The sequence below is a fragment of the Ferrigenium straubiae genome (assembly GCF_051257895.1).
Lineage (GTDB): Bacteria > Pseudomonadota > Gammaproteobacteria > Burkholderiales > Gallionellaceae > Gallionella > Gallionella straubiae.
This window is the reverse complement of sequence record NZ_CP194331.1, coordinates 301,735-322,314: the sequence shown is the minus strand read 5'-3', so window position 1 is coordinate 322,314 and position 20,580 is coordinate 301,735. Positions and strand designations below refer to the sequence as shown.

19 protein-coding genes are annotated in these 20,580 nt (G+C 59.5%); 3 read left to right on the top strand and 16 right to left on the bottom strand.

Annotation, left to right across the window (positions count from 1 at the left end):
• Positions 1 to 63: 63 nt before the first annotated feature.
• The 13 genes from ACRRNM_RS01555 to ACRRNM_RS01495 all read right to left on the bottom strand — a co-directional run bounded on the left by ACRRNM_RS01555 (position 64) and on the right by ACRRNM_RS01495 (position 13,562).
• A complete protein-coding gene (locus ACRRNM_RS01555) occupies positions 64 to 771 on the bottom strand; it encodes a lycopene cyclase domain-containing protein (RefSeq protein ID WP_435626495.1) in 708 nt (235 codons plus the stop codon).
• A 130-nt stretch (positions 772 to 901) separates the two neighbouring features.
• Positions 902 to 1,309, bottom strand: coding sequence for a hypothetical protein (locus ACRRNM_RS01550; protein ID WP_435626494.1), 408 nt, complete (start codon positions 1,307 to 1,309; stop codon positions 902 to 904).
• Positions 1,291 to 1,776 carry a hypothetical protein gene (locus ACRRNM_RS01545; protein ID WP_435626493.1) on the bottom strand — a complete coding sequence of 162 codons (486 nt, stop codon included), beginning with the start codon at positions 1,774 to 1,776 and terminating at the stop codon, positions 1,291 to 1,293. Before ACRRNM_RS01545 ends, ACRRNM_RS01550 begins: the two co-directional genes overlap by 19 nt.
• Positions 1,777 to 1,848: 72 nt before the next feature.
• Entirely contained in the window at positions 1,849 to 2,100 is a 252-nt protein-coding gene (locus ACRRNM_RS01540; RefSeq protein ID WP_435626492.1) for a hypothetical protein, read from the bottom strand.
• A gap of 25 nt (positions 2,101 to 2,125) precedes the next feature.
• Entirely contained in the window at positions 2,126 to 3,820 is a 1,695-nt protein-coding gene (glgP, locus tag ACRRNM_RS01535; protein WP_435626491.1) for an alpha-glucan family phosphorylase, read from the bottom strand.
• Positions 3,821 to 3,885: 65 nt separating this feature from the next.
• A complete protein-coding gene (locus ACRRNM_RS01530) occupies positions 3,886 to 4,392 on the bottom strand; it encodes a YHS domain-containing protein (protein ID WP_435626490.1) in 507 nt (168 codons plus the stop codon).
• A gap of 94 nt (positions 4,393 to 4,486) precedes the next feature.
• Positions 4,487 to 7,657 (bottom strand): efflux RND transporter permease subunit, encoded by a 3,171-nt coding sequence (locus ACRRNM_RS01525; protein ID WP_435626489.1) that lies wholly within the window; start codon positions 7,655 to 7,657, stop codon positions 4,487 to 4,489.
• 1 nt (position 7,658) lies between these two features.
• Complete coding sequence (locus ACRRNM_RS01520) at positions 7,659 to 9,530, bottom strand: efflux RND transporter periplasmic adaptor subunit (RefSeq protein ID WP_435626488.1); 1,872 nt, start codon at positions 9,528 to 9,530, stop codon at positions 7,659 to 7,661.
• Positions 9,527 to 10,801 (bottom strand): TolC family protein, encoded by a 1,275-nt coding sequence (locus ACRRNM_RS01515; protein WP_435626487.1) that lies wholly within the window; start codon positions 10,799 to 10,801, stop codon positions 9,527 to 9,529. The genes ACRRNM_RS01520 and ACRRNM_RS01515 overlap by 4 nt, the downstream gene beginning before the upstream one ends.
• A 68-nt stretch (positions 10,802 to 10,869) precedes the next feature.
• Positions 10,870 to 11,403 carry a DUF411 domain-containing protein gene (locus tag ACRRNM_RS01510; protein ID WP_435626486.1) on the bottom strand — a complete coding sequence of 178 codons (534 nt, stop codon included), beginning with the start codon at positions 11,401 to 11,403 and terminating at the stop codon, positions 10,870 to 10,872.
• A gap of 121 nt (positions 11,404 to 11,524) precedes the next feature.
• Positions 11,525 to 11,923: a DUF2946 family protein gene (locus ACRRNM_RS01505; RefSeq protein WP_435626485.1), complete on the bottom strand. Its 399-nt coding sequence runs from the start codon at positions 11,921 to 11,923 to the stop codon at positions 11,525 to 11,527.
• Positions 11,924 to 12,085: 162 nt separating this feature from the next.
• Positions 12,086 to 13,174: a hypothetical protein gene (locus tag ACRRNM_RS01500; protein ID WP_435626484.1), complete on the bottom strand. Its 1,089-nt coding sequence runs from the start codon at positions 13,172 to 13,174 to the stop codon at positions 12,086 to 12,088.
• A gap of 58 nt (positions 13,175 to 13,232) precedes the next feature.
• A complete protein-coding gene (locus ACRRNM_RS01495; RefSeq protein ID WP_435626483.1) occupies positions 13,233 to 13,562 on the bottom strand; it encodes a metal-sulfur cluster assembly factor in 330 nt (109 codons plus the stop codon).
• A gap of 89 nt (positions 13,563 to 13,651) precedes the next feature.
• Here ACRRNM_RS01495 and ACRRNM_RS01490 point away from each other — a divergent pair, with 89 nt between their 5' ends.
• Positions 13,652 to 14,596, top strand: coding sequence for a FecR domain-containing protein (locus ACRRNM_RS01490; RefSeq protein ID WP_435626482.1), 945 nt, complete (start codon positions 13,652 to 13,654; stop codon positions 14,594 to 14,596).
• A gap of 266 nt (positions 14,597 to 14,862) precedes the next feature.
• Here ACRRNM_RS01490 and ACRRNM_RS01485 read toward each other — a convergent pair whose 3' ends face one another.
• The 3 genes from ACRRNM_RS01485 to ACRRNM_RS01475 are packed head-to-tail and all read right to left on the bottom strand — an operon-like array spanning position 14,863 to position 18,789.
• Positions 14,863 to 15,900 carry a virulence RhuM family protein gene (locus ACRRNM_RS01485; RefSeq protein ID WP_435626481.1) on the bottom strand — a complete coding sequence of 346 codons (1,038 nt, stop codon included), beginning with the start codon at positions 15,898 to 15,900 and terminating at the stop codon, positions 14,863 to 14,865.
• 16 nt (positions 15,901 to 15,916) lie between these two features.
• On the bottom strand, positions 15,917 to 18,535 hold the full coding sequence (locus tag ACRRNM_RS01480; RefSeq protein ID WP_435626480.1) for an AAA family ATPase: 2,619 nt from the start codon (positions 18,533 to 18,535) through the stop codon (positions 15,917 to 15,919).
• Positions 18,532 to 18,789 (bottom strand): hypothetical protein, encoded by a 258-nt coding sequence (locus ACRRNM_RS01475; RefSeq protein ID WP_435626479.1) that lies wholly within the window; start codon positions 18,787 to 18,789, stop codon positions 18,532 to 18,534. The genes ACRRNM_RS01480 and ACRRNM_RS01475 overlap by 4 nt, the downstream gene beginning before the upstream one ends.
• A gap of 345 nt (positions 18,790 to 19,134) precedes the next feature.
• Between ACRRNM_RS01475 and ACRRNM_RS01470 the strand changes: the two genes are divergently transcribed.
• Both ACRRNM_RS01470 and ACRRNM_RS01465 read left to right on the top strand, forming a co-directional pair.
• Positions 19,135 to 19,914 (top strand): endonuclease/exonuclease/phosphatase family protein, encoded by a 780-nt coding sequence (locus tag ACRRNM_RS01470; protein WP_435626478.1) that lies wholly within the window; start codon positions 19,135 to 19,137, stop codon positions 19,912 to 19,914.
• Positions 19,915 to 20,169: 255 nt separating this feature from the next.
• Positions 20,170 to 20,541 (top strand): hypothetical protein, encoded by a 372-nt coding sequence (locus ACRRNM_RS01465; RefSeq protein ID WP_435626477.1) that lies wholly within the window; start codon positions 20,170 to 20,172, stop codon positions 20,539 to 20,541.
• Positions 20,542 to 20,580 lie beyond the last annotated feature (39 nt).

Genomic DNA, 20,580 nt, shown 5'->3' with positions numbered 1-20,580 from the left:
CTGGTGGACACAGTTATGGCAGATGCATTGAGGGGTAATGCAATCATGCGGATACGCAGCCTATTACGCATGTCCAGCCTCTTTTCCCGGTTGGTCACGATGCCAGGTGAAATGCTCATAAATGCCCGCCCAGTACAGCCCGAAGGCAAAACCGAAAGCGAGCTCTTCCAGCGGAATGCCGCCGAGCAGAACCCCGGAAAGGGCGGGCAGATTCCATACCTGCTCGATATAGCCCGGTGCGAAAAAAATCAGCAACAGCATGAAAATTGCGTAGAGCAACAGGAACAGCCCGCCGCCGATCAGGGTGTTGCGCAGCAAATCCGGGCGGCACAGCACGTTGGCGATTCCGCCGAGCGCCATCGCAACGATGCCCGGATAAATCGGGTTCCACGGCAGGAAATACAACATGGGAAAAGCCAGAAACGGTGCCGCAATGGCGAGGCGATGCCAGCGATGGCGGCCGTTATGGCGCTCGGTGTGCGGAACTTCGCCAATACCGCTGTTGACAAGCGCGTTGTACATGACCGCGCCGATGCCGCCGATTGCGAAGCAGAAAATCAGGCTTTCGATATCGAATCCGGTGCGTTGCGCGAGGTCGAACAGGCTCGGCGGGTTCCAGTATTCCGGCACGAAAATCGGCTCGCTGAGGCCGAGCAGGCTGGTCGCCAGACTGACGCGCAGCATCTTCTGCCGGAAGCCGGGCCTGACGAAATACAGCAATGCCCAAGGAACCAGGAATGCGCCGGACCAGGATAACCAGACATATTTCATGCCTGCCTCTCCCCGGTTACCCGGCATGGCGCACGCTGCAATATTGTCCGGAACCGTACCGATCCGAACAGCATGAGAATGCGTTGCACAACTGCGTCATCCCTACCCGCGAATTTATTAAGACAGCCTCTTACTTCACCGGCCATTTGAAGCTCCTTGGAGAGGCATCGCCTGCAAGGCGTATCTGCAGTTCCATCGATTTCGGCTGCGGTGCAACCGCCTTGAAGCGCAACTTGCCCTTGCGGTGATGGCCTCCCGGCGGCGCGCCTTCCCATCCCACGGGCAGGTATTGCCTGCCATCCGCGATGAGCACCGAGACTTTGGCCAGGTCATCGCCCAAGCCCCGCGTGTGGGTTTCCATGACCACCTGGAAATCCCAGGCTTTCGCTGTGCTCGAAATGCGCGGTGTAACGGTGACCTTCACTCCGCCCTCGTTGCTGACTTGCGGCGCATAGTCTGGCTCCGCCGCATAGCCCATCGAAACTGCCGCAGCAGCCATTACTGCAAAGGCAAGGCCGATCAGGAATTGTTTTCGCATTTTTTGTGCTCCCTGGAAAATTTGATGACTCTCGATACGACGTAGAAGATGCCAGCGGCATTGAACGCGAGGCCGACCCAGAACAGCTCGATCTGGTACTCCGCAACCACGGTGAGAAAACCCGTGACTCCGAGAATGGGCAGGATGTTGGTCAGGTAATGCGCGCAACAGGAAACCATCGCGGCGGTAGAAGTTGTGCCGGAGACGGCAACCACCTTGCCCGATGCGCCGTGTCGTCCGGCGAGGTTCCTGAGGTAGGTGTAGAGCCCGACCTGGATGCCGAAGCCCAGCGCGAGGAGCACGATGAAATACCAGAACTTCGCGAATTGCTCGAACGCAAAATCAACCCCCGAAATCAGGCTGACCACGCCGAAATAGACGGCGAGCAGCAGCACCAGCGCTGCCGCACCAAACTGGGCAGGCCTGATGAATGCCAACTGCGCCGTTTCCGATTTCCGGTATGCCATGCCGACCTCCGTTCAGTTGAATATTTGCCGCCCCAGGTTGTGCTATCCGGCATTCGCCGCATAGCGTCAACGCTATTGCCTGGGCTGCATGGTTTCCTGCTGCTCCACCCCCGATGCCGGTTTCGGCATTGGGTGGCCATCTTCCCCCATCGGCTCGCAGCCGAACAATTCCTTGAAATCCAGCTTGTGCTCCCCTTCCGGTGAGCCGGTTTTTTCCTCGCCCTGGCTTGCTGCCGGTTTGTCTGCTCCGGGTTCTCCGGCTCCCGCAGCCGTGGCCGCAAGCAATGCGAAAAGGGTGGCAAACAATACAGTTTTCGGTGTCATATCTCTTCTCCTTAAATCACTGCGCTCATCTTGCGTACGCTTCCGTCGCATAGCGCCGCATCATGCGGTGGCTGTTGAAATACGAGGCGTTCTTGCTGATCGCCCCCTTCATCACCTTGACCCATCCGCCGTCGCCGTGGCCGTAATACAGCGGCAGCACAACCTGTTCGAGCTTGTCGTAAAGCACTTGCGCTTTGCCGTCGGCCATTCCCGCCGCATCGCCGATTGTCCAGCCGGTCACGCCCTCGATGCAGCCCTCGATCCACCAGCCATCGAGCACCGACAGGTTGGGCACACCGTTGAAGGCGGCTTTCATCCCGCTGGTGCCGGAAGCCTCGAGCGGCGGCAACGGCGTGTTGAGCCACACGTCCGCCCCTGCGGTCAGCATCTGGGCAAGCGCCAGATCGTAATCGGGCAGGTAGACAACCGGGATCGTGCCGGCAAGATCGCGCGCATGAACATACAGGTGCTCGATCAGGCGCTTGCCGTTTTCATCCTGCGGGTGCGCCTTACCGGCAAGCACGATCTGGAAAGGCTGGTTGTGGGCAATCGTCCGCAGGCGCTCCAGGTCGGAGAACAGCAGGTCCGGGCGCTTGTATGCCGTCATGCGCCGCGCGAAGCCGAAAATCGGGACATCGGGTTTGAGCGACACGCCGGTGAGCGCCTGCACTTTGCCGATGAGACGCTGTTTCGCCTGCATATGCGCTTCCCATATCGCCGCATCGGGAATGCAGCAGTCGACGCGCATCAGCAACTGCGGCTCATGGCACCAGCCGGGCGTGTAATGGTCGTAGAGCTGGCGGAAGCTCTCGGCAGCCCAGATGTACGGATGCACGCCGTTGGTGATCGCATGCACCTTGTAGCCCGGAAACATCGCATTGGATACCTCGGCATGCTTCTTGGCGACGCCGTTGACGTATTCGCTGAGGTTCAGCGCGAGCCGCGTCATGTTGAGGCTCTCCTCCCCGGCGAGGCGCTTGATGGTCTCGATGTCGAAGTCGTTGTCGAGCACGCGCCGCACCAGGTCGTAGGAAAAGCGGTCATGCCCGGCCTCGACCGGCGTGTGCGTGGTGAAGCTGCACAGGTCGCGCACGTGCGGCAGGTCGTAGGGAGATTCGCCGGGGCGCAGATGTTCGGTGGAATGGGTGTAGCGCCGCATCAGCTCCAGGCCGAGCAGCGCGGAATGCCCCTCGTTCATGTGGTAATGCCGGATGGTGAAGCCGATTGCCTGCAGCAGGCGCACACCGCCCAGCCCGAGCACGATCTCCTGCTTGAGGCGGTAGACGTTATCGCCGCCGTAGAGATAGTGGGTGATCTCGCGGTCGCCGCCGTCGTTCTCGTTCAGGTCGGTGTCGAGCAGCAACACCGGCTGGCGGCCGCCCATGTGGCCTTCGAGCACGTACAGCCAGGCGCCGATCCACACCGTGCGGCCGTCGATCTGCACGGCGATTTTGGCGTCGAGAGGCTGCGCCCAGCGCCTGATATCCCAGGTCGCGGCATGCTCGATCTGCCGCCCCTGCGCGTCGATCTCCTGGCGGAAATAGCCGGCATGGCTGACCAGGCTGACCGCCACCATCGGCAGGCCGAGGTCGGCGGCCGAACGCATGGTGTCGCCGGCGAGCATCCCCAGCCCGCCGGCATAGGTCGGAATTTCGTTGCGCAGCGCGATCTCCATGGAGAAGTACGCGATGCGCGGTTCGTGGATGAATTCGTTCAGCATGATTACCGCCCTCCTCATCACCGCGATTCGGCCGCCGTATCCCGGCCGAAGTTCCCTGTTTACCTCTATCTTTCGTCCCGCCGGAACGCTTCATAAAGCGGCTCGATGTCATCCGCATGCACCTCCAGATTACCTGCTTCGCATTCCTCTTCATAGTGCACAAATGCCCGGCGCAAGCGATCGGCAAAGCCTTCACCGAGCTGGATGCCGATTTCAGCCAGCTTGTTCTCGATCTGTTCTTCGGTCGCCTGAAGCAGATCGTAGGTGATCGCGACACGTTCGCCTTCGGCCGAAACAGCCTGGATGCCCATCATGGTTTGCAGCGCATCAACCAGCATTTTTTCCTGGCCTGATGACAAGGGCTGCGCCAGACGCAGGCGCCTTTGTTTGATTACCGAACGCCCCTCCTGTTTCGGAGCCTTCTGCCCAGGCAGCCCGACATACAGATGGGGATTAGCCTGAAAACGCTCCCGGCATTGCATGGAGCAGAATGAATAAGCCCCTCCCCGGTACATGATCTGGTTTTCACCCTCATTGACCTGCATCCCGCAAACATAATCTTCGATTAGCATTTCATTTCTCCTTGTAACACTGTGGCTGTGCGATCCCCATCTAACTTCATCCGGCATTCGATCTCAATACGGATAATCACCCATTCCCTGCCCCTCAGCGGCCAGCAGTCAATATTTTTCTTTGCTTGATCCAAGCGTAAATCACCGGGATTACCACCAGCGTCAGCACCGTCGAGGAGATCATCCCGCCGACCATCGGCGCGGCGATGCGGCGCATCACTTCCGAGCCCGCGCCGGTGCTCCACATGATCGGCAGCAGCCCGGCCATGATCGCGGTCACCGTCATCATCTTCGGGCGCACGCGGTTCACCGCGCCCTCCATGATCGCCGCGTGCAGGTCGTCCGGCCCCGGCTCGCGGCCTTCGGCGGCACAGCGTGCGCGCTGCTCCTCCCACGCACTTTCCAGATAGATCAGCATCACCACGCCGGTCTCCGCCGCGACACCGGCCAGCGCGATGAAGCCCACCGCCACGGCCACGGAGAGGTTGTAGCCGAGCAGCCACAGCAGCCACACCCCTCCGACCAGCGCGAACGGCACCGACAGCATCACGATCAGCGATTCGGTGACGCGTCCGAAGTTCAGGTAGAGCAGCAGGAAGATGATGAGCAGCGTGATGGGGATCACGACCTTCATCTTCGCCTCGGCGCGCTCCATGTACTCGAACTGCCCGCTCCAGGTCGCGTAGTAGCCCGGCGGGAACTTCACCTGATCCGCCACCGCCTTGCGCGCCTCCGCCACATAGGAGCCAATGTCGCGGTCGCGGATGTCCACGTAGATGTAGGCCGACAGCAGCGCGTTCTCGGTGCGGATCGACGGCGCGCCCTTGCCCACGCTCACCTTCGCGAGCTGCCCGAGCGGGATCATCGCCCCTTCCCCGCTGCCCAGCATCGGCGCGGGCACCAGCACCTCGCGTGCGATCTTCTCCGGCGTGTCGCGCAGCTCGCGCGGGTAGCGCAGATTCACGCCGAAGCGCTCCAGACCTTCCACCGTGGTGGTGACGGTCTCGCCGCCGAGCGCGGTGGCAACCACTTCCTGCACCTCGTTGATGCTCAGGCCGTAGCGCGCCAGTTGCGCGCGATCCGGCTCGATGTTGAGGTAATAGCCGCCGGTGATGCGCTCGGCGAAGGCGCTGGTCGTGCCGGACACGGTGCGCACCACTGCTTCGATCTCCCGCGCGAGCCTTTCCATCTCCTCCAGGTTCTTGCCGAACACCTTGATACCGATGGGCGTGCGGATGCCGGTGGAAAGCATGTCGATGCGCGCCTTGATCGGCATGGTCCACGAGTTCGCCACGCCGGGGAATTGAAGCGCCTTGTCCATCTCGGCGATCAGTTTGTCTATGCTCATGCCGTCGCGCCATTCCTTCTCTGGCTTGAGGTTGATGACGGTCTCGAACATCTCCAGCGGCGCGGGGTCGGTGGCGGTCTGCGCGCGCCCCGCCTTGCCGTACACCGACGCGACTTCCGGGAAGCTCCTGATGATCTTGTTCTGCGTCTGCAGCAGCTCCGCCGCCTTGGTCACCGACATGCCGGGCAGCGACGCGGGCATGTAGAACAGTGTGCCCTCGTTGAGCGTCGGCATGAATTCGCTGCCCATGCGCGTCGCGGGATAGAGGGTCAGCGCCATCGCCGCGAGGGCCACGGCGAGGGTGGCCTTCTTGCGGCGCAGCACGGCGTCGATCACCGGGCGGTAGATCGAGATCAGCCAGCGGTTCAGCGGATTTTCCGATTCCGGCCTGATGTGGCCGCGGATGAACAGCAGCATCAGCACCGGCACCAGCGTGACCGACAGCAGCGCCGCGCCCGCCATCGCGAACGTCTTGGTAAACGCGAGCGGCGCGAACAAGCGCCCTTCCTGCGCCTCCAGCGTGAATACCGGGAGGAACGACACGGTAATGATGAGCAGCGAGAAGAACAGCGAGGGGCCGACTTCCTTGCAGGCTGCAAGGATGGCGCGGGCACGCTCGCTTAATGGCTCCCCTCTCCCGCTTGCGGGAGAGGGAACTGTCGGCAGTCGTTCCAGATGCTTGTGCGCGTTCTCGATCATCACGATGGCCGCGTCCACCATCGCGCCGATGGCGATCGCGATCCCGCCGAGGCTCATGATGTTGGAATTCAATCCCAACGCACGCATCGCGATGAAGGCGATCAGCACGCCGATGGGCAGCATCACAATGGCGACCAGCGCGCTCCTCGCGTGCATCAGGAACACCATGCACACCGCTGCCACGATCAGCCCTTCCTCGATCAATGTTTTCTTCAGCGTATCGATCGCACGCCGGATCAGTTCCGAACGGTCATACACCGCCTGGATGCTCACCCCCTCCGGCAGGCCGGCGGAAACTTCGACGATCTTATGCTTGAGGTTTGCGATGACCTCCAGCGCGTTCTGCCCGTAGCGCGCCATCGCGATGCCGGACACCACCTCGCCCTCGCCGTTGAGCTCGGCCAGGCCGCGCCGCTCGTCCGGCCCGAGCTCGATGCGCGCGATGTCGCGCAGCAGCACCGGCGTGCCACGCTCGGATTTCACCACCAGGTTTTCCAGGTCGTCCTTGCCGCGCAGGTAGCCCTTGCCGCGCACCATGTACTCGGTCTCGGCCATCTCGACCACGCGCCCGCCGACATCGCGGTTGGACTCGCGGATTACCTGCGCAACCGTATTCAGCGGAATGCCGAAGGCGCGCAGCTTCACCGGATCGACGGTCACCTGGTACTGCTGCACGAAGCCGCCGATCGAGGCCACTTCCGCGACGCCATGCGCCTTGTTCAACTGGTAGCGCAGGTACCAGTCCTGCATGGTGCGCAGCTCGGCGAGGTTGTGCCTGTCGCTGAGCACGGCGTACTGGTACACCCAGCCCACCCCGCTCGCGTCCGGCCCGAGTTGCGGCGCAACGCCTTTCGGCAGCCGCCCCGCGGCCTGGTTCAGGTATTCGAGCACGCGCGAGCGCGCCCAGTAGATGTCGGTGCCGTCCTCGAAGATCACGTACACAAACGATGCGCCGAAGAACGAGAAGCCGCGTACCACCTTGGATTTCGGCACCGCGAGCATCGCCGTGGTGAGCGGGTAGGTCACCTGGTCCTCGACGACTTGCGGCGCCTGCCCGGAATACTCGGTATAGACGATCACCTGCACGTCGGACAAGTCCGGCAAGGCATCCAGCGGCGTCCTGACGACCGCATAGATGCCCGCCAGCGTGACGAACAGCGTGGCGAGCATCACCAGGAAGCGGTTGTGCGCAGACCATTCAATGACTCTGTCCAGCATGTCAGTGCCCCTCGTGAGGGTTGGCCTGGCTGGGTTGCAGCCGGGTGATCACCCATTCGCCCGGCTTGCGTTCGGTGATCTCAAAACTGATTGCGGCACCCGGCTTGATGCCCGCCGCCAGTGCGGGATCGGCGAGCATGAAATCCATCGTCATGCCCGGCCAGTCCAGCGACTCGACCGGCCCATGGGTGATGTTGACCGTGCCGTCCGCGTTGATGGCGTTCAGCGTGCCCTGCACCCGGTGCCCTGCGGCGGGCTGCGATGGTGCCGCCGGCTTCTTCCGCTCCCCTGCCGTGGCAACGGGAGGGGCGGCCGGCTTCGCCTCCAGCCTGGTGATCACCCATTCGCCCGGTTTGCGCTCGACGATCTCGAACGCGACAGCACTGCCGGTCCTGACGTTATCCGTCAGCGAAGGATTGGCGAGCATGAAGTCCATCGTCATGCCCGGCCAGCCCAGCGTTTCGACCGACCCATGGGTGATGTTGACCGTGCCGTCCGCGTTGATGGCGTTCAGCGTACCCTGCACCTCGTGCCCTACGCCGTTGCGCTTCTGCTGTGCCTGCGCGCCCTGTTGCCCCTGCTCCGCCGGCGCGCTGCCGACATGCTCGCCAAGGCCGCCCAATGCCGCCTTGAGGTTGCTCTCCGCATCGATCAGGAAGTTCGCGGAAATCACCACCTGCTCGCCTTCCGCGACGCCCTCAAGCACCTCGACATAGTTTTCGCCGCGGCCGCCCAACCTCACCACGCGCGGCTCGAAACGCCCCGGCGCGAGCTGCACCAGCACCACCTGGCGCGTGCCGCTGTCGATCACCGCCGAGACCGGCACGGTCAGCACCTCGCCCTTGCCGGCCACCGGAATCTCCACGTTGGCGAACATGGCCGGCTTGAGCAGCCCGTTTGGATTGGCGATTTCCATGCGCACCGGCACGGTGCGCGTCGCGGGATTCAGCGTCGGATAGACCAGGTCCACCGTCCCTTCGAAGGATTTGTCCGGGTAGGCGTTCACCTTCACCTGTGTCCTGCTGCCGGCCTTCACCAGCGCGATGTCCTGCTCGAAGACATCGGCGACCACCCACACCGAGGAAAGGTCGGCAATCTGGTACAGCACCTCGCCGGGCATGAAGCGCATCCCTTCCAGCGCCTTCTTCTCCAGCACGACGCCGTTCACCGGCGTGTGGAACGCATGGAAGGTCAGGCTGCGCCTCGTGGCCTCCGATGCCGCAAGCTCCTTCACCTGCTGCTCGGAAATGTCCCAGTTCCTGAGACGCTGCAGGCTGGCCTCGGCAAGCCGCTGCATGCTGCGTTTCGTGTCCTCGTCCGCATCCTTCAGCGCCGCGACGCCCTCGACCGCAATCGCGTACTCGCGCTGTGCCGAGACCAGCTCGGGGCTGTAGGCTTCGAACAGGGCCTGCCCCTTCCTCACCGCTTCCCCGGTGGTCTTCACGTGCAGCTTTTCAATCCAGCCTTCGAACTTCGGCGCGATGCTGTGGATATGCCGCTCGTCGACTTCCACCTTGCCCACGGCGCGCACGGTGCGATCGAGCATGCGCCGCGCCGCCTGCTCGGTCTTCACGCCGAGCTTCTGCACCTTCTCGATGCTGATCTTCACCTGTCCTGCCGAAGCGGCCTGTCCAGCCTCCTCGCCTTCGTATACCGGCACATAGTCCATGCCCATCGCATCTTTCTTCGGCACCGGCGAGGTGTCCGGCAGGCCCATCGGGTTGCGGTAATACAGAATCTTGCGTGCGGGCTCTTTCTGCGCCGTAGCCGTTGTTTCTCTGCTTTCTGTCTTCTGGATACCCGACCAGTAACCGCCTGCGGCGGCCAGCGCCGCGGCCAGTGCCACGGCAATCATTGCATTTGTTGGCTTCATAGCTCTTCTCCCAGCAGTCGTTCTATCTCGGCGAGACGCATCTGCGCGTCGGTCTGCGCCTTCAGTATTTCCAGCTTTGCATTCAGGATCTGCCGTGCCGCGTCCAGCAGCGCCGCGAAATCCACCTTGCCGGTCTGGTAGCCTATCAGCGCGGATTCGAAGGCGACATTCGCCTGCGGCAGCAGGCCGCCGGAGCCCAGCGACTCCATGCGCCGCGCTGCATCGAGGCCGGAGAGGTTTTCGGCGAGTGCGGACAGGATACGGTTGACAGTCGCCTCCCGGCGCGCCTTGGCCGCCGCCAGCATCGCGTCGGCCTCGCGCTCCTGCGAGCGGCGCGCCTCCTGCTGCAAGGGGATGTTGAGTTCGAGCATCACGCCCCACTCGCGCACCGCGTTGCCGGACTGGGTCGGGGAGACGCCGAGCAGGACATCGGGATAGCGGTTCCTGAAGACAAGGTCGCGGCTTTTTTCGCCCGCGCGGATGCCGGCCTCGTCCATGAACAACTCGGGATTATGTTCGCGGATGCGGTTCTCCAGCACCGCATGGTTGGCGAGGCTCGCCGTTGAAGGAATGCCGCGCAGGCCCTGTGGCGCGGCAAGCGGCATCGTCGCGGGGCGCGATAGCAATGCGTTGAGGCGCGCCTCGACCTGCCGCCTGGAATTGTCCAGCGCGACCAGTCCGGTCCTGATGGAAGTCTGCTCGACCTGCGCGCGCACCGCGTCCTGCTGCGCGGTAAGCCCGTTGGCGTAGCGCACCCGCGCGACCTTCTCCACCTGCTCCACGAGGTCGAAGAGTTCGCGCGCGATCTTCTGGCTGCCCACGACATAGTAGTACTGCGCGTAGGCCGACTTCACCTGCGCCGACAGAGCCGCCCAGGTCGCGGCGTTCTGGCCGCGCGCCTGCTCCGCGCCGGCCTCGGCCGCCTCCCGCTTCAGGTCGCGCTTGCCGTACCACGGCAGGCTCTGCATCAGCGTGTAGCGCGTGCTGCCGGCCTGCGAGGGCCACAGGCTCGCACTCTTGTCCGTGCCCTGGTTGGTGATGTCCATCAGTTCGGCGCGCAGCACCGGGTCGGGCAGCGCCGCCGCCGAATGCGCGCGCTGCGCTGCGGCATCCGCGTCGAAGCGCGTTGCCGCGAGTTCGGGATTGTGCTCACGCGCATATTCCAGCAAGCCGGCGAGATCGGAGCCCAGCATGCGCTCCTCCGCCGCATGGGCAGGCCACACGCCCATCAACCCGCAAATCGCCAGCCCGACGAAAAATCGAATCTTCATGATCCGCTCCTTCTGTCCAACAATTGCAAAACAACCGCCGGAATTCCTGTCCGGCCGATTGTGCGGGTTTAATGCCGCGCGTACACGCTGGCCTTGCCGTCCTTGCCGATCAGCAGGGTCTCGTAGGGAACGGGCTCGTCGCTTTCCATGCCGGGCGAACCGGGCGGCATGGAAGGCACGGCCAGGCCGATGGCCTTGGGGCGTTCCTTGAGCAGGCGCTTGATGTCTGCCGCCGGCACATGGCCTTCGATCAGGTATTGCCCGGCCTTGGCGGTATGGCACGAGCCATATTGGCTGGGCATGCCCAGCTTCTTGCGCGCTGCAGGGATGTCGTTCACGTCATGCAATACCACCTTGAAACCGCTCTTCTGCAGATGCTCCGCCCAGGTTTTGCAGCAGCCGCACTGTGCGCTCTTGTACACCTCCACGGTGGGCAACTGCTCTGCAGCCTTCGCGGCAGCCTGTGCCGTGCCTTGAGGCTGCGCCCAACCGGAAAGAGAGAAGGCCAATGCGGCGCACAGCACCATGCCCTGCAGCAAAATGTATTTCTTCGGATAAATCCCGGTCAATGTCCTGGCAAAACTCGCTTGATTCGTCTTCATGATTCAAATCCTTAAAAGTGATCGATAAGCAGGCGCCGTACGGCTGCCTGATGGTTCCGGGCGAGGCCTTGTGCCGGAAAATCCGGCGCGCTTGCGAAAAAACAGGGGCACTCTTCCCGCATCAGCGGCGGGCGAGAGGCGGAGGGTCGAGCGGAGTCGAGGTGATGGATTGGAACTGCGCCGTAGCGGGCAGGTACAGCATGGCCGATGGTTGGGCCCCCATCACTTCGATGGATGCGGCAGCCAAGTATCCGCAGCAGGCCAGGTGGCAGGTGCCGCAATCATCGCCGGCATTGCCCTGGTGGCTAGTGGATTGATCCTGTTCCGCGGCAAGCTGGTCATGGTGCGCGTGCTGCTGCACGGTCGAAGCGCAGTGCAGCTCATCCTGTTGTGCAGCAGTGGAATGACAGTCGCCACGCATCGCCTGCATGGCAACCGACATGGCCAGCGCATTACCGCTGAAGAGCGGCAGCCAGATGGCCAGGATCACTGCGATAAATTTTCGGGTGGCGCGGAACATGGGCATAGCTTGGCAAAGGCCGGCGGTTCTGTCAAATGAATACGGAATTCGGACATGGCCTGGCAAGTAAAGTTCGCCAAAAAATCAGTTCACCACGAAGAACACAAAGGGCGCGAAGAAGAACTTTACAGCTGCCTTCATTCCGGCCTTCGTGGTAGTGGATTATTTTTTCCCGGCACGAAAACCGCGCACCACGCTGCTCACAGTGCTCAGGATGAACAGCGCCAGCGCCGCCGCATTCAGCAATCCGCCGAGGCTTTGCAGTTCCGGCTGCATCAGCCCGCTGCCCGCGAGGCGCACCAGCAGTGATGCATGCAGCACCAGCAGCGGCAGGTAGAAGGTCCAGTGATAAGGCATCCTGACCTTCACCACCGCTGGAAAAATGATCGGCGCGTGGCCGAACACCATGGAGAACACGAAACCCAGCAGGATAGCGTGCAGCACCGCATCGTAGGCCGCGCCCGTCAGGCTGCCGGCGGCGAGCAGCGCGAGGCTGCCGGCGGCGAGCCAGGCATAGCCGGAAAGCAGGCACACGGCGATGAAGCGGGTCAGGCCTTTTTCCTTTACCGTGCGGCGCGCGACATCCTGGCGCAGCAACCACAGCGCCAGCCCGAGCAGCCCGATGCCATACACGGCGGCGCCGCTGCCGGTCACATTGAGGAGAGCGCCCGCCACGAGCACGGCAAGGATGACCTTGAAGATTTTCTTGGCGCCGGGCGAAGGCGGCAGGAAGCGCGACAGTTCCAGACGTTCGCCGGCAATGGTCAGCACCAGGAAGTTTACCCACAGCGCCACCACCGCAGGCACCGCGGCACCGGCCAGCCACAGCAGGTTGCCGGCCAGCCAGCTCAATGCGCCGAGCGCCATGGTGACCATGAACAGTTCGCGCTGGCGCAGCGTGATCAGGGTAGTCCCGGTGAGCAGCACGGCGCTGCCGAGCGCCATGGCCGATGCGCCTATCGCAACCGGGAAGCCTGCCAGGATGGAAACGCCGCCCAGCCCGGTCAGCAGCGGGCCCGCATAGGCCCAGCGTCGGCCCAGCGCAACCGCGCGCTCCAGGCCGATCACGGTGCCGAGGAAGCCGCACACCATCAGCGGCCCATGCAACAAGACCAGTTGCGCCGTCGGTGCCGGCACTCCCCAGCCCAGCCGCGCGAGACCGGCCAGCACACCCGACGCCAGGGAAACAAAACCCAGGATCAACAGCGGCAGGCGGAACGGAACGCCCAAACCACCGGGTTGTGCGGTCATGCCCTGCTCCCTTGGCGCAGGCTGGCAGTTATTACACTTGAGGTTCTCATCATCACCATCAATTCAAATCCGGGCTTTCAACGGCTCCGTTCCAGCCAAAATATTTGCGCGCATGTTCGCTCATCTTGTCCGCGCTCCACGGCGGATTCCACACAAGGTTGAGCTCGATTTCAACGTCCACCGGCACCACTGCCTCCAGCGCATGCCGCGCGTTGTCCAGGATCATCTCTCCCATCGGGCAGGCCGGCGTAGTCATGGTCAGATCGACATGCAGCTTTTCGTCCGAAATCTCCACGCCGTAGATCAGGCCAAGATCGACGATATTCATCCCGACTTCCGGATCGATGACACTGCGTAGGGCGAACAGGACTTCTTCTTCGGTGGGCATTCTTGATGGTGTGGACATCGCTCGATCTATTGAGACATATTTGCGGCGTATTCTAACCCATCGCGGCCGACTACTCCGAGGGAGGAAGCATGAAAAGACTGTTCACCCTACTGGCGATGCTGATGTTGCCTCTCGGCAATGCTCATGCCACGGAGCTGTTTGCCACCGTCGATTCCCTCTCCGGCAGCGCTTCCGTATCGGACCCTGCCGGGCAACGCAGCGATATTTTCTCCGGGCAGCAGATATACGAAAAGCAGACCATCAGCACCGCAGCGGACGGCGAAGTGCATCTCGCCACCGTGGACGGCGGGATCGTCGCCATACGCCAGAACACCGAGTTTCGCGTGGACGAATACAAGGCCGACGGCAGCCCCGGCGACAAGATTTTCATGTCCCTGATCAGGGGAGCGATACGCTCCATCACCGGCTGGATAGGCAAGCACAACGCACCCGCCTATCGCATCACCAAGCCTACCGCCACCATCGGCATCCGTGGCACCGACCATGAAACCGCCGTGATCGAGGGCGCCGATGGCGACGAGCCGGGCACCTACGAGACGGTCAACGAAGGCGCCACGGTGCTGAAGACGCAATACGGCGAGAGCGAGGTGACGCCGAAAAAGTTTGCCTTCGCCCCCAGATTCCGCACAGTCGCGCCTTTTCTCCTGGCCCGCAAGCCGGATTTTTTGGTAAAGCGCAAACTGAAGACCGAGGAACGCATCGAGAAGCGCAAGGAGTCGCTGCGTGACCACATCGAGCAGATACGCGAGGAGCGCATCAAGCACCTGAAAGAAATCCGCAGCGAGCGCCCCAAGGCGACGAAAGAGGAACGCGCAAAGTTGCACGCCGAGCGGCAGAAACAGGCCGGGCAGCGCCGCGAGGCCCAACGCAAGGAAGCCAGGCCGCGGCGCGAAGAAAAACCGAATGCCCCGCGCGTACGCCACGAAAAGAACAAGGAGACAACCCAGGGCAGCGCCCGCGAAAAGACCGAACGCCGCCTCAGCGAACCACAGCGCCGCCCGGAAAAGAATTAAGGATGGTCGGCGGCCATCTCAGGCCACCAGCATTCGCTCTCACGCGACCCAATTAATCGAACTCAAATAGCCGCTTTCGGGATGGCGAAGAACATAGCTCGACGGTCAGCTCCGAGCCAGTTGCGGTCGTGTAGGCAGCTGTCGTCGAGTGGCCGGTTCTCGGTCGTTGCAGCCGTCAAGTGCCAGTTAGACAGACTTCCGCTCTTATGCGCATACCCGTCATTCGCGAAGATCTCACTGATACGCCGTGATTTTCGTCAGGCAGGCTATTGATCTTTGTCGTCTGGCTTGTGTTCGACCTCAATCTGTTTGATCACCCGGTCAAAATCGCTCTCGAACAGCCGATCCTGCACGACACGGTATTTCTCGAACTCGCTTTCGGCGTGTGCTTTGGCCATTTCAGTGGAAACCTTGCCGGCATCTGGTAACACATTCCGCTCAGTAAACTCCAGAAAAGCATCCAGCCGCTTGGCCCAGTCTTCCATCGTCATCGGGATATTGCGGCGAGCACGATCTTCGGCCAGATCGAGGTATGCGTTCACGATACGCCCGAGGGATTCCAGCTCTTCCCGGGAAAGATAGTTCTTGGCGACAACAACGTCAGTCTTGATGATCTTGCCGCCGGGGGCATTCTCCCAAGAGGTCAGGCCCATATGCGGCTTGCCGCTGTCGGCACGCTGCACAATCAGCTCGGCGGCAGTGTGCCCATGGATGGCGAAATGCAGCTTGTTCTGTACCTTGGCGAAGAAGGCTTTGGTAGTGGGCGCATCGCGGTTGTAATCCACCGCCGTGGCGTAGATGTCGGTGATCTTTTGATAGAACTTGCGCTCGGACAGCCGAATCTCGCGAATCTCGGCCAGCAGGCGCTCGAAGTAGTCCTCGTTCAGGAAAGAGCCATTCTCCAGGCGCTTCTTGTCCAGCACAAAGCCCTTGATGGCGAACTCGCGCAGCACACCCGTGGCCCACTGGCGAAACTGGGTGGCGCGCACCGAGTTGACCCGATAGCCGACCGAGATGATGGCATCGAGATTGTAGTGGTTAGTGGCGTAGGACTTGCCGTCGGCGGCAGTTACCCGGAATTTCCGGATAACTGAATCTTCGCCCAGCTCACCGCTGGCAAAGATGTTCTTCAGGTGCTCGCTGACCGTGCGCACATCCACCGCAAACAGCTCAGCCATCAGCTTCTGCGTCAGCCAGACGGTTTCGTCCTCATATCGCGCCTCGATGCTCTGCTCACCGGCCTGAGCGGTGAAGATCAGGAACTCGGCTGTGCTGTTGCGGATGAGCTTGCTGCTGTCGGTCATGTCGTGCCTCGTGATTCTACGAAAGTGTAGTATCCAGCTGCTCAAGAGCGATCACGATTTCGCCTACTATAATCTGGTCGAATTCGGGCAAATCAGTTTCGTCGTGCGTACCTTTATTGAGATAAGTCCATGGAGGCTGATTGGCATCCGTACCTAACAATTTTGAGAGCGAATTTACTATTTGCTCTTTGTTCAAAATTTCCGCTTTTGAAGATTTGAATTTCGATTTCAAATTATCAGCAAGTGACCTTAAATCCCAAGGCTGATTGGGTGCTCGTCGAGATACACTGATTGGACTGTCAGATTTGTCGCTATGCTTGCCATAGTGATACCACGCTTTTTCACACAAGTTCTCCAGCCCTCGTCGTGCGGACATGAGTGAGTCACGGTATTCACCTGTGTCATAAAGCTCCCGCGCGGCCAGCACATAATTTTTTGGTCTTTTTAAAGAATGAACCTGAATATGGTGCTGTCCATGGTTAGAGGCAAAAATATACGACTCGGCAATTTTTGCAGCCTCCTTACCAATAAGCTGATGCGTGCTGTTAAAAAACTCCTCACCGTGAATAGCGAGAATAATTTGTTTACCTTTGAAGAAATCATCGACAAATAGCGTTTCACGAATCGTGCGGCGATGCTCATCGTCAATGGCATTTACCGGGTCATCAAAAATCAAGATGGGGCAATTTTCTTTTATGTTCTTTGCCATCAATATCGCCAAGCCTATACAGCGAATATGCCCCTCGCTTAAGACATGCAAGGCATCAAACCATCGAGTTGGTTCAGTTTGAAATGAAATTCTTAGTCGCTCATTTTGCGATAAAGGCAAACGAACAGATGACAGCTTTTCGTTGGGTAAGTCATTTCGATTAAAGGCGTTGTAAAGCTCAACCACTTTATCGCCCAAATCGGCGACCAACTGCGCAGGTAATTTGTTTTTGTAGTCGTTTAATTTGGCAACAAAGCTGGCATAGGCGTGGGCAATGGCTTTGTTTTTTGCGACCACCCCAATTTCTGTCGTTGCATCTACAATCAGCTGCGCGTTTACTGCCTCGAAATTGGCAATAGCCTGATCCGCTGAAGTGATAGCAGTATCGGCAGTTGTGCGGCGCGTCTGCAATTGCGTAATTTTCGTATCGAATTCACGTAGCCTTGTAAGTTGCTGCTGTTTGATTGTACGTTGCTGAGCGGCTTGGTCTATCGCCTTATCTGTTTCTTCGAGCTGTCGAACTTGGGCTTCCAAGTGTTGCCATGGTGTGAATCCATCACTCAAAGTTTGATGCAGGTAATTCCACCAACCAACGCTGACGGATGAAACATGATAAGCGGACAACACGTTATTGGGCTGGAGGCGCTCAATACAAGCTGCCACGACTTGCGCAAGTGAATTCAGCGATTGGTTTATCTCGACATTGAGTTGATGCAGCTCTTGTTGCAACTGCGCCAAGTGCTGAAGTTTTTTCAGTTCGCCGCTGGCATGCGTGTAGGGATTTACTGTGACTTGTTGCAAAGAGGTTTTACACGCTGGGCAATGTGATGGGCTGCTGGCTTGCACTTGACTAACCGCTTCGTACAACTGTTTAAACGATACTTGTTGACCAGCCTCTTTCAGCGCCTGTTCTTTAGCGCTGGCATTCGCTAGATTGCTGCGAATCCCTTGTTGAAGCCCTTGCAAGTTTGCGATGGTTAATTGGCTTTTTGCGGCTAGAGGCTGCTGTAGCTCACTTTCAATGAATTCAATTCGCCCCGAGTTTTCATCATCGCCCCGCAGCTCCATTACCATTTGCGCAAAGGTAATACCCTCACGGTATTGGCTAGCCAGCGCAATTTCTTCTGAATCCAACCTCTTCAATTCTTCGGCATTGGCTTTTCTTTGCTGCTCAGAACCTGCGAGGGATTGTCGTTTTTGTTTTAGTACCTCCGCTTTTTTTCCGATCAAATCAATGTATTTGTTGCCATCAATATCAGGGCTGAAATTACGCACAAACTCATTAAATGAATCCAGTCCAAACAATGTAGAAATCAGCTCGGTTTGCTTGGCTGGCGTTTGCGCGGCGATGCGCGAAAAGTTATCAATACGGTTTTTTTCTACAAAACAGAAGCGATACACCGCTTCATTGGCCTGAACCACTGACTCTTGCCCTTGGCTATCCGTTGCCCAAATCACTGGTGCGGAAAAAGTGTCGGTATGAGCATTCTTCAGGTAATCGTTCTGTTCGCGAAAGCGTTTGCTTTCGGCATCGGCAACGCTACCCAGCAAGCCGTATTCCAGCGACTCGCAAAAACTCGACTTTCCGGTGCCGTTTGGGCCATAAATCAGCACCAACGAACTGGAAAGATCAAAATTTTCTGGTTTGGCAAAGCCACGAAAGGGACCGACACGAAGGCTTTTTAACTGACGTATCGCGTTGGTGTTAGCGACGGGTTGAACTTGTGTCAGTTGAATATCCGCGCTGATGGTATCCCAGTACGTTTGGGCCAACTCGACAAATTTCTTGACTCGCTGCCCTTGTGCTGTTGTGAGTGGAAGCAAGTCCCCCCAATGTTGCAACACGAGATTAGCTACTTTGCGCATGTCTGGCGCGGTGGTGGCGCCCAATGTCTGCGAGAAACGACGGTATTCGGAAAGAATCATGCTGCGCCCTCTTTTTGCAACGGTACGCGCGACAAATCCACCACAACAAGTGGTTTGCGGTCTTTGCCCAGCAGGACGTAGTCGCTGAACTGATGGCCTTCATATTTGGTGCACGGCTCAGCAACATCGTCAGGCAGACTGGTCAGAATGTCGAACTCTTCGACGACTTGCGCAGGGTCTTTGACGTTCCAGCCGGGCGCACCGAGCTGGGCATCAATCAGCTCAGCACGTGTTTGAGCCTCTGTTATAGCCATGTGTCAATTCCCCTTTTTCCTGCACCGCTTATGCTGCGATTCGCGGCGAATACTAAAGGGTAACGGACTGATGCGCCAGCAAATGAAGTGGATTTGAAGTGATGCTTACGTAGTCTTGTCCATTTTTGAGCGCACAGCCTGAACTTCCGCTTCGGGGGCGATATCTGTCATTTCCGACTATCTGGTTTATGCTTGCCTAGCCCAATCCAGTGACACCATTTTCACGCTTTTAAAAGACTGCAGGAACCGGCAGACGGGAAAACATTGCTACATTGCCATCATCTGATTTTCCATTTTGCCGTTGCCGCGCTATCATGTGCGTAATTTGACCACGCCGTACCACCCATGAGTACGTTCAAAGTCCTTCAGTTCAACATGCAGTTCGGCCAAGGCTGGGATGATGCTTATCCCGACCGTGCTTCCGTCGACCTTGAGTTGACCATTTCGGAAATCCTCAGCCACGATGCGGATGTTGTGCTGCTGCAGGAGGTGGAGCATGCCCAGACCGGTGGCGTGCAACGCAATCCACCGCCCAATTACACAAGGCTGAAAGCGGCGCTTAAGGGCTATGACGGCTATTTTTCCTATCCGAAAGCCGACCCACGCGAGTTGCCTTTCGGCATAGGGCTGGCCATCTTTTCGAAAACGCCGTTGCGCGACACCTTCCGCTTCGACCTGCCGTCGCCGCCGATCGAGTTCGAATTCCTGGGCGAGAAGAAAACGCCCACCGACCGCCTGCTCATCGGCGCAAAGACCACGCTTGCCGGCCGCGAACTCCAGCTTTTCAATACGCATCTCCTGGCGTATTTCATGCTCAACTCGTCAAGCGAGGATCATGTCGAGCAGCGCACGCTGGTTGTCGAGCAGTTGCGCCGCACGAACGGTCCCGCGCTGCTCGGTGGAGATTTCAACGTCAGCAATCATGGCTCGCTGGTCAAGCAGTTTACCGAAGCCGGCTATCAGACCGTGCAGTCGGAAGAGATCACGTGGCGCCGCCGCCCCTATGTGCTCGACCATATTTTCTACAACCGGCACCTGCAGCCGGTGCGCCATGCCGTGCAGCCGACCATGTCTTCCGATCACCACATGCTGGTGGTGGAGTTCGAGTTTCTGGACCTGGCGTAGCGGCACAAGCCACAACTCAAGACGGCGAAAACCAGCCTCGATTCCGGCTTGGCCATACCGGTCAGTCACCCGGCAAATCGTTCACTGCAAACGGTGTTGACGTTCATATTCCGTTTCACCCTCCCAACCAGGGCAACCATGCTTTATCTAACAGCATGATTTTCCGATCAATCGGGTTTCCGGCACAGTAAATGCTCGTTTATTTGGCGTAGGCGATGTTTTGCGTCGCCCTGATCGACTAAAGGAGTAATTATCATGAAACCAAACAAATTGATTGCGACACTGATTGCAGCCGCCTTGCTGCCTGCCTCTGTCTATGTCAGCGCGGATGAAATCACCACCGGCTTCGAGCGAGGCATGTATCGCGGCATGTATTGTGGACCGTCAGCCTCCACGGTAGTGATTACCCAGGAAGCTGCCGCAAAAACCGATCCGATGGAAGAAGAGGTCAATGCCCTGGTGAACAGCACCAGCGATCCGGTATTGGCCAGTTATTACCGTGACCTGTATCGCGCGCCTGCCGCGTTCGAAGCCGCAGAGTTCGTCAGGACACCCGATCCGTATATGGATGCGATCAGCATTGCCCTCTGGGGTAAAACCGAGCGGGGCACCACTCATATCTGTTAACGGTTGTGATGCGCTTTGCCCTTGGGCTCCGGCCCAGGG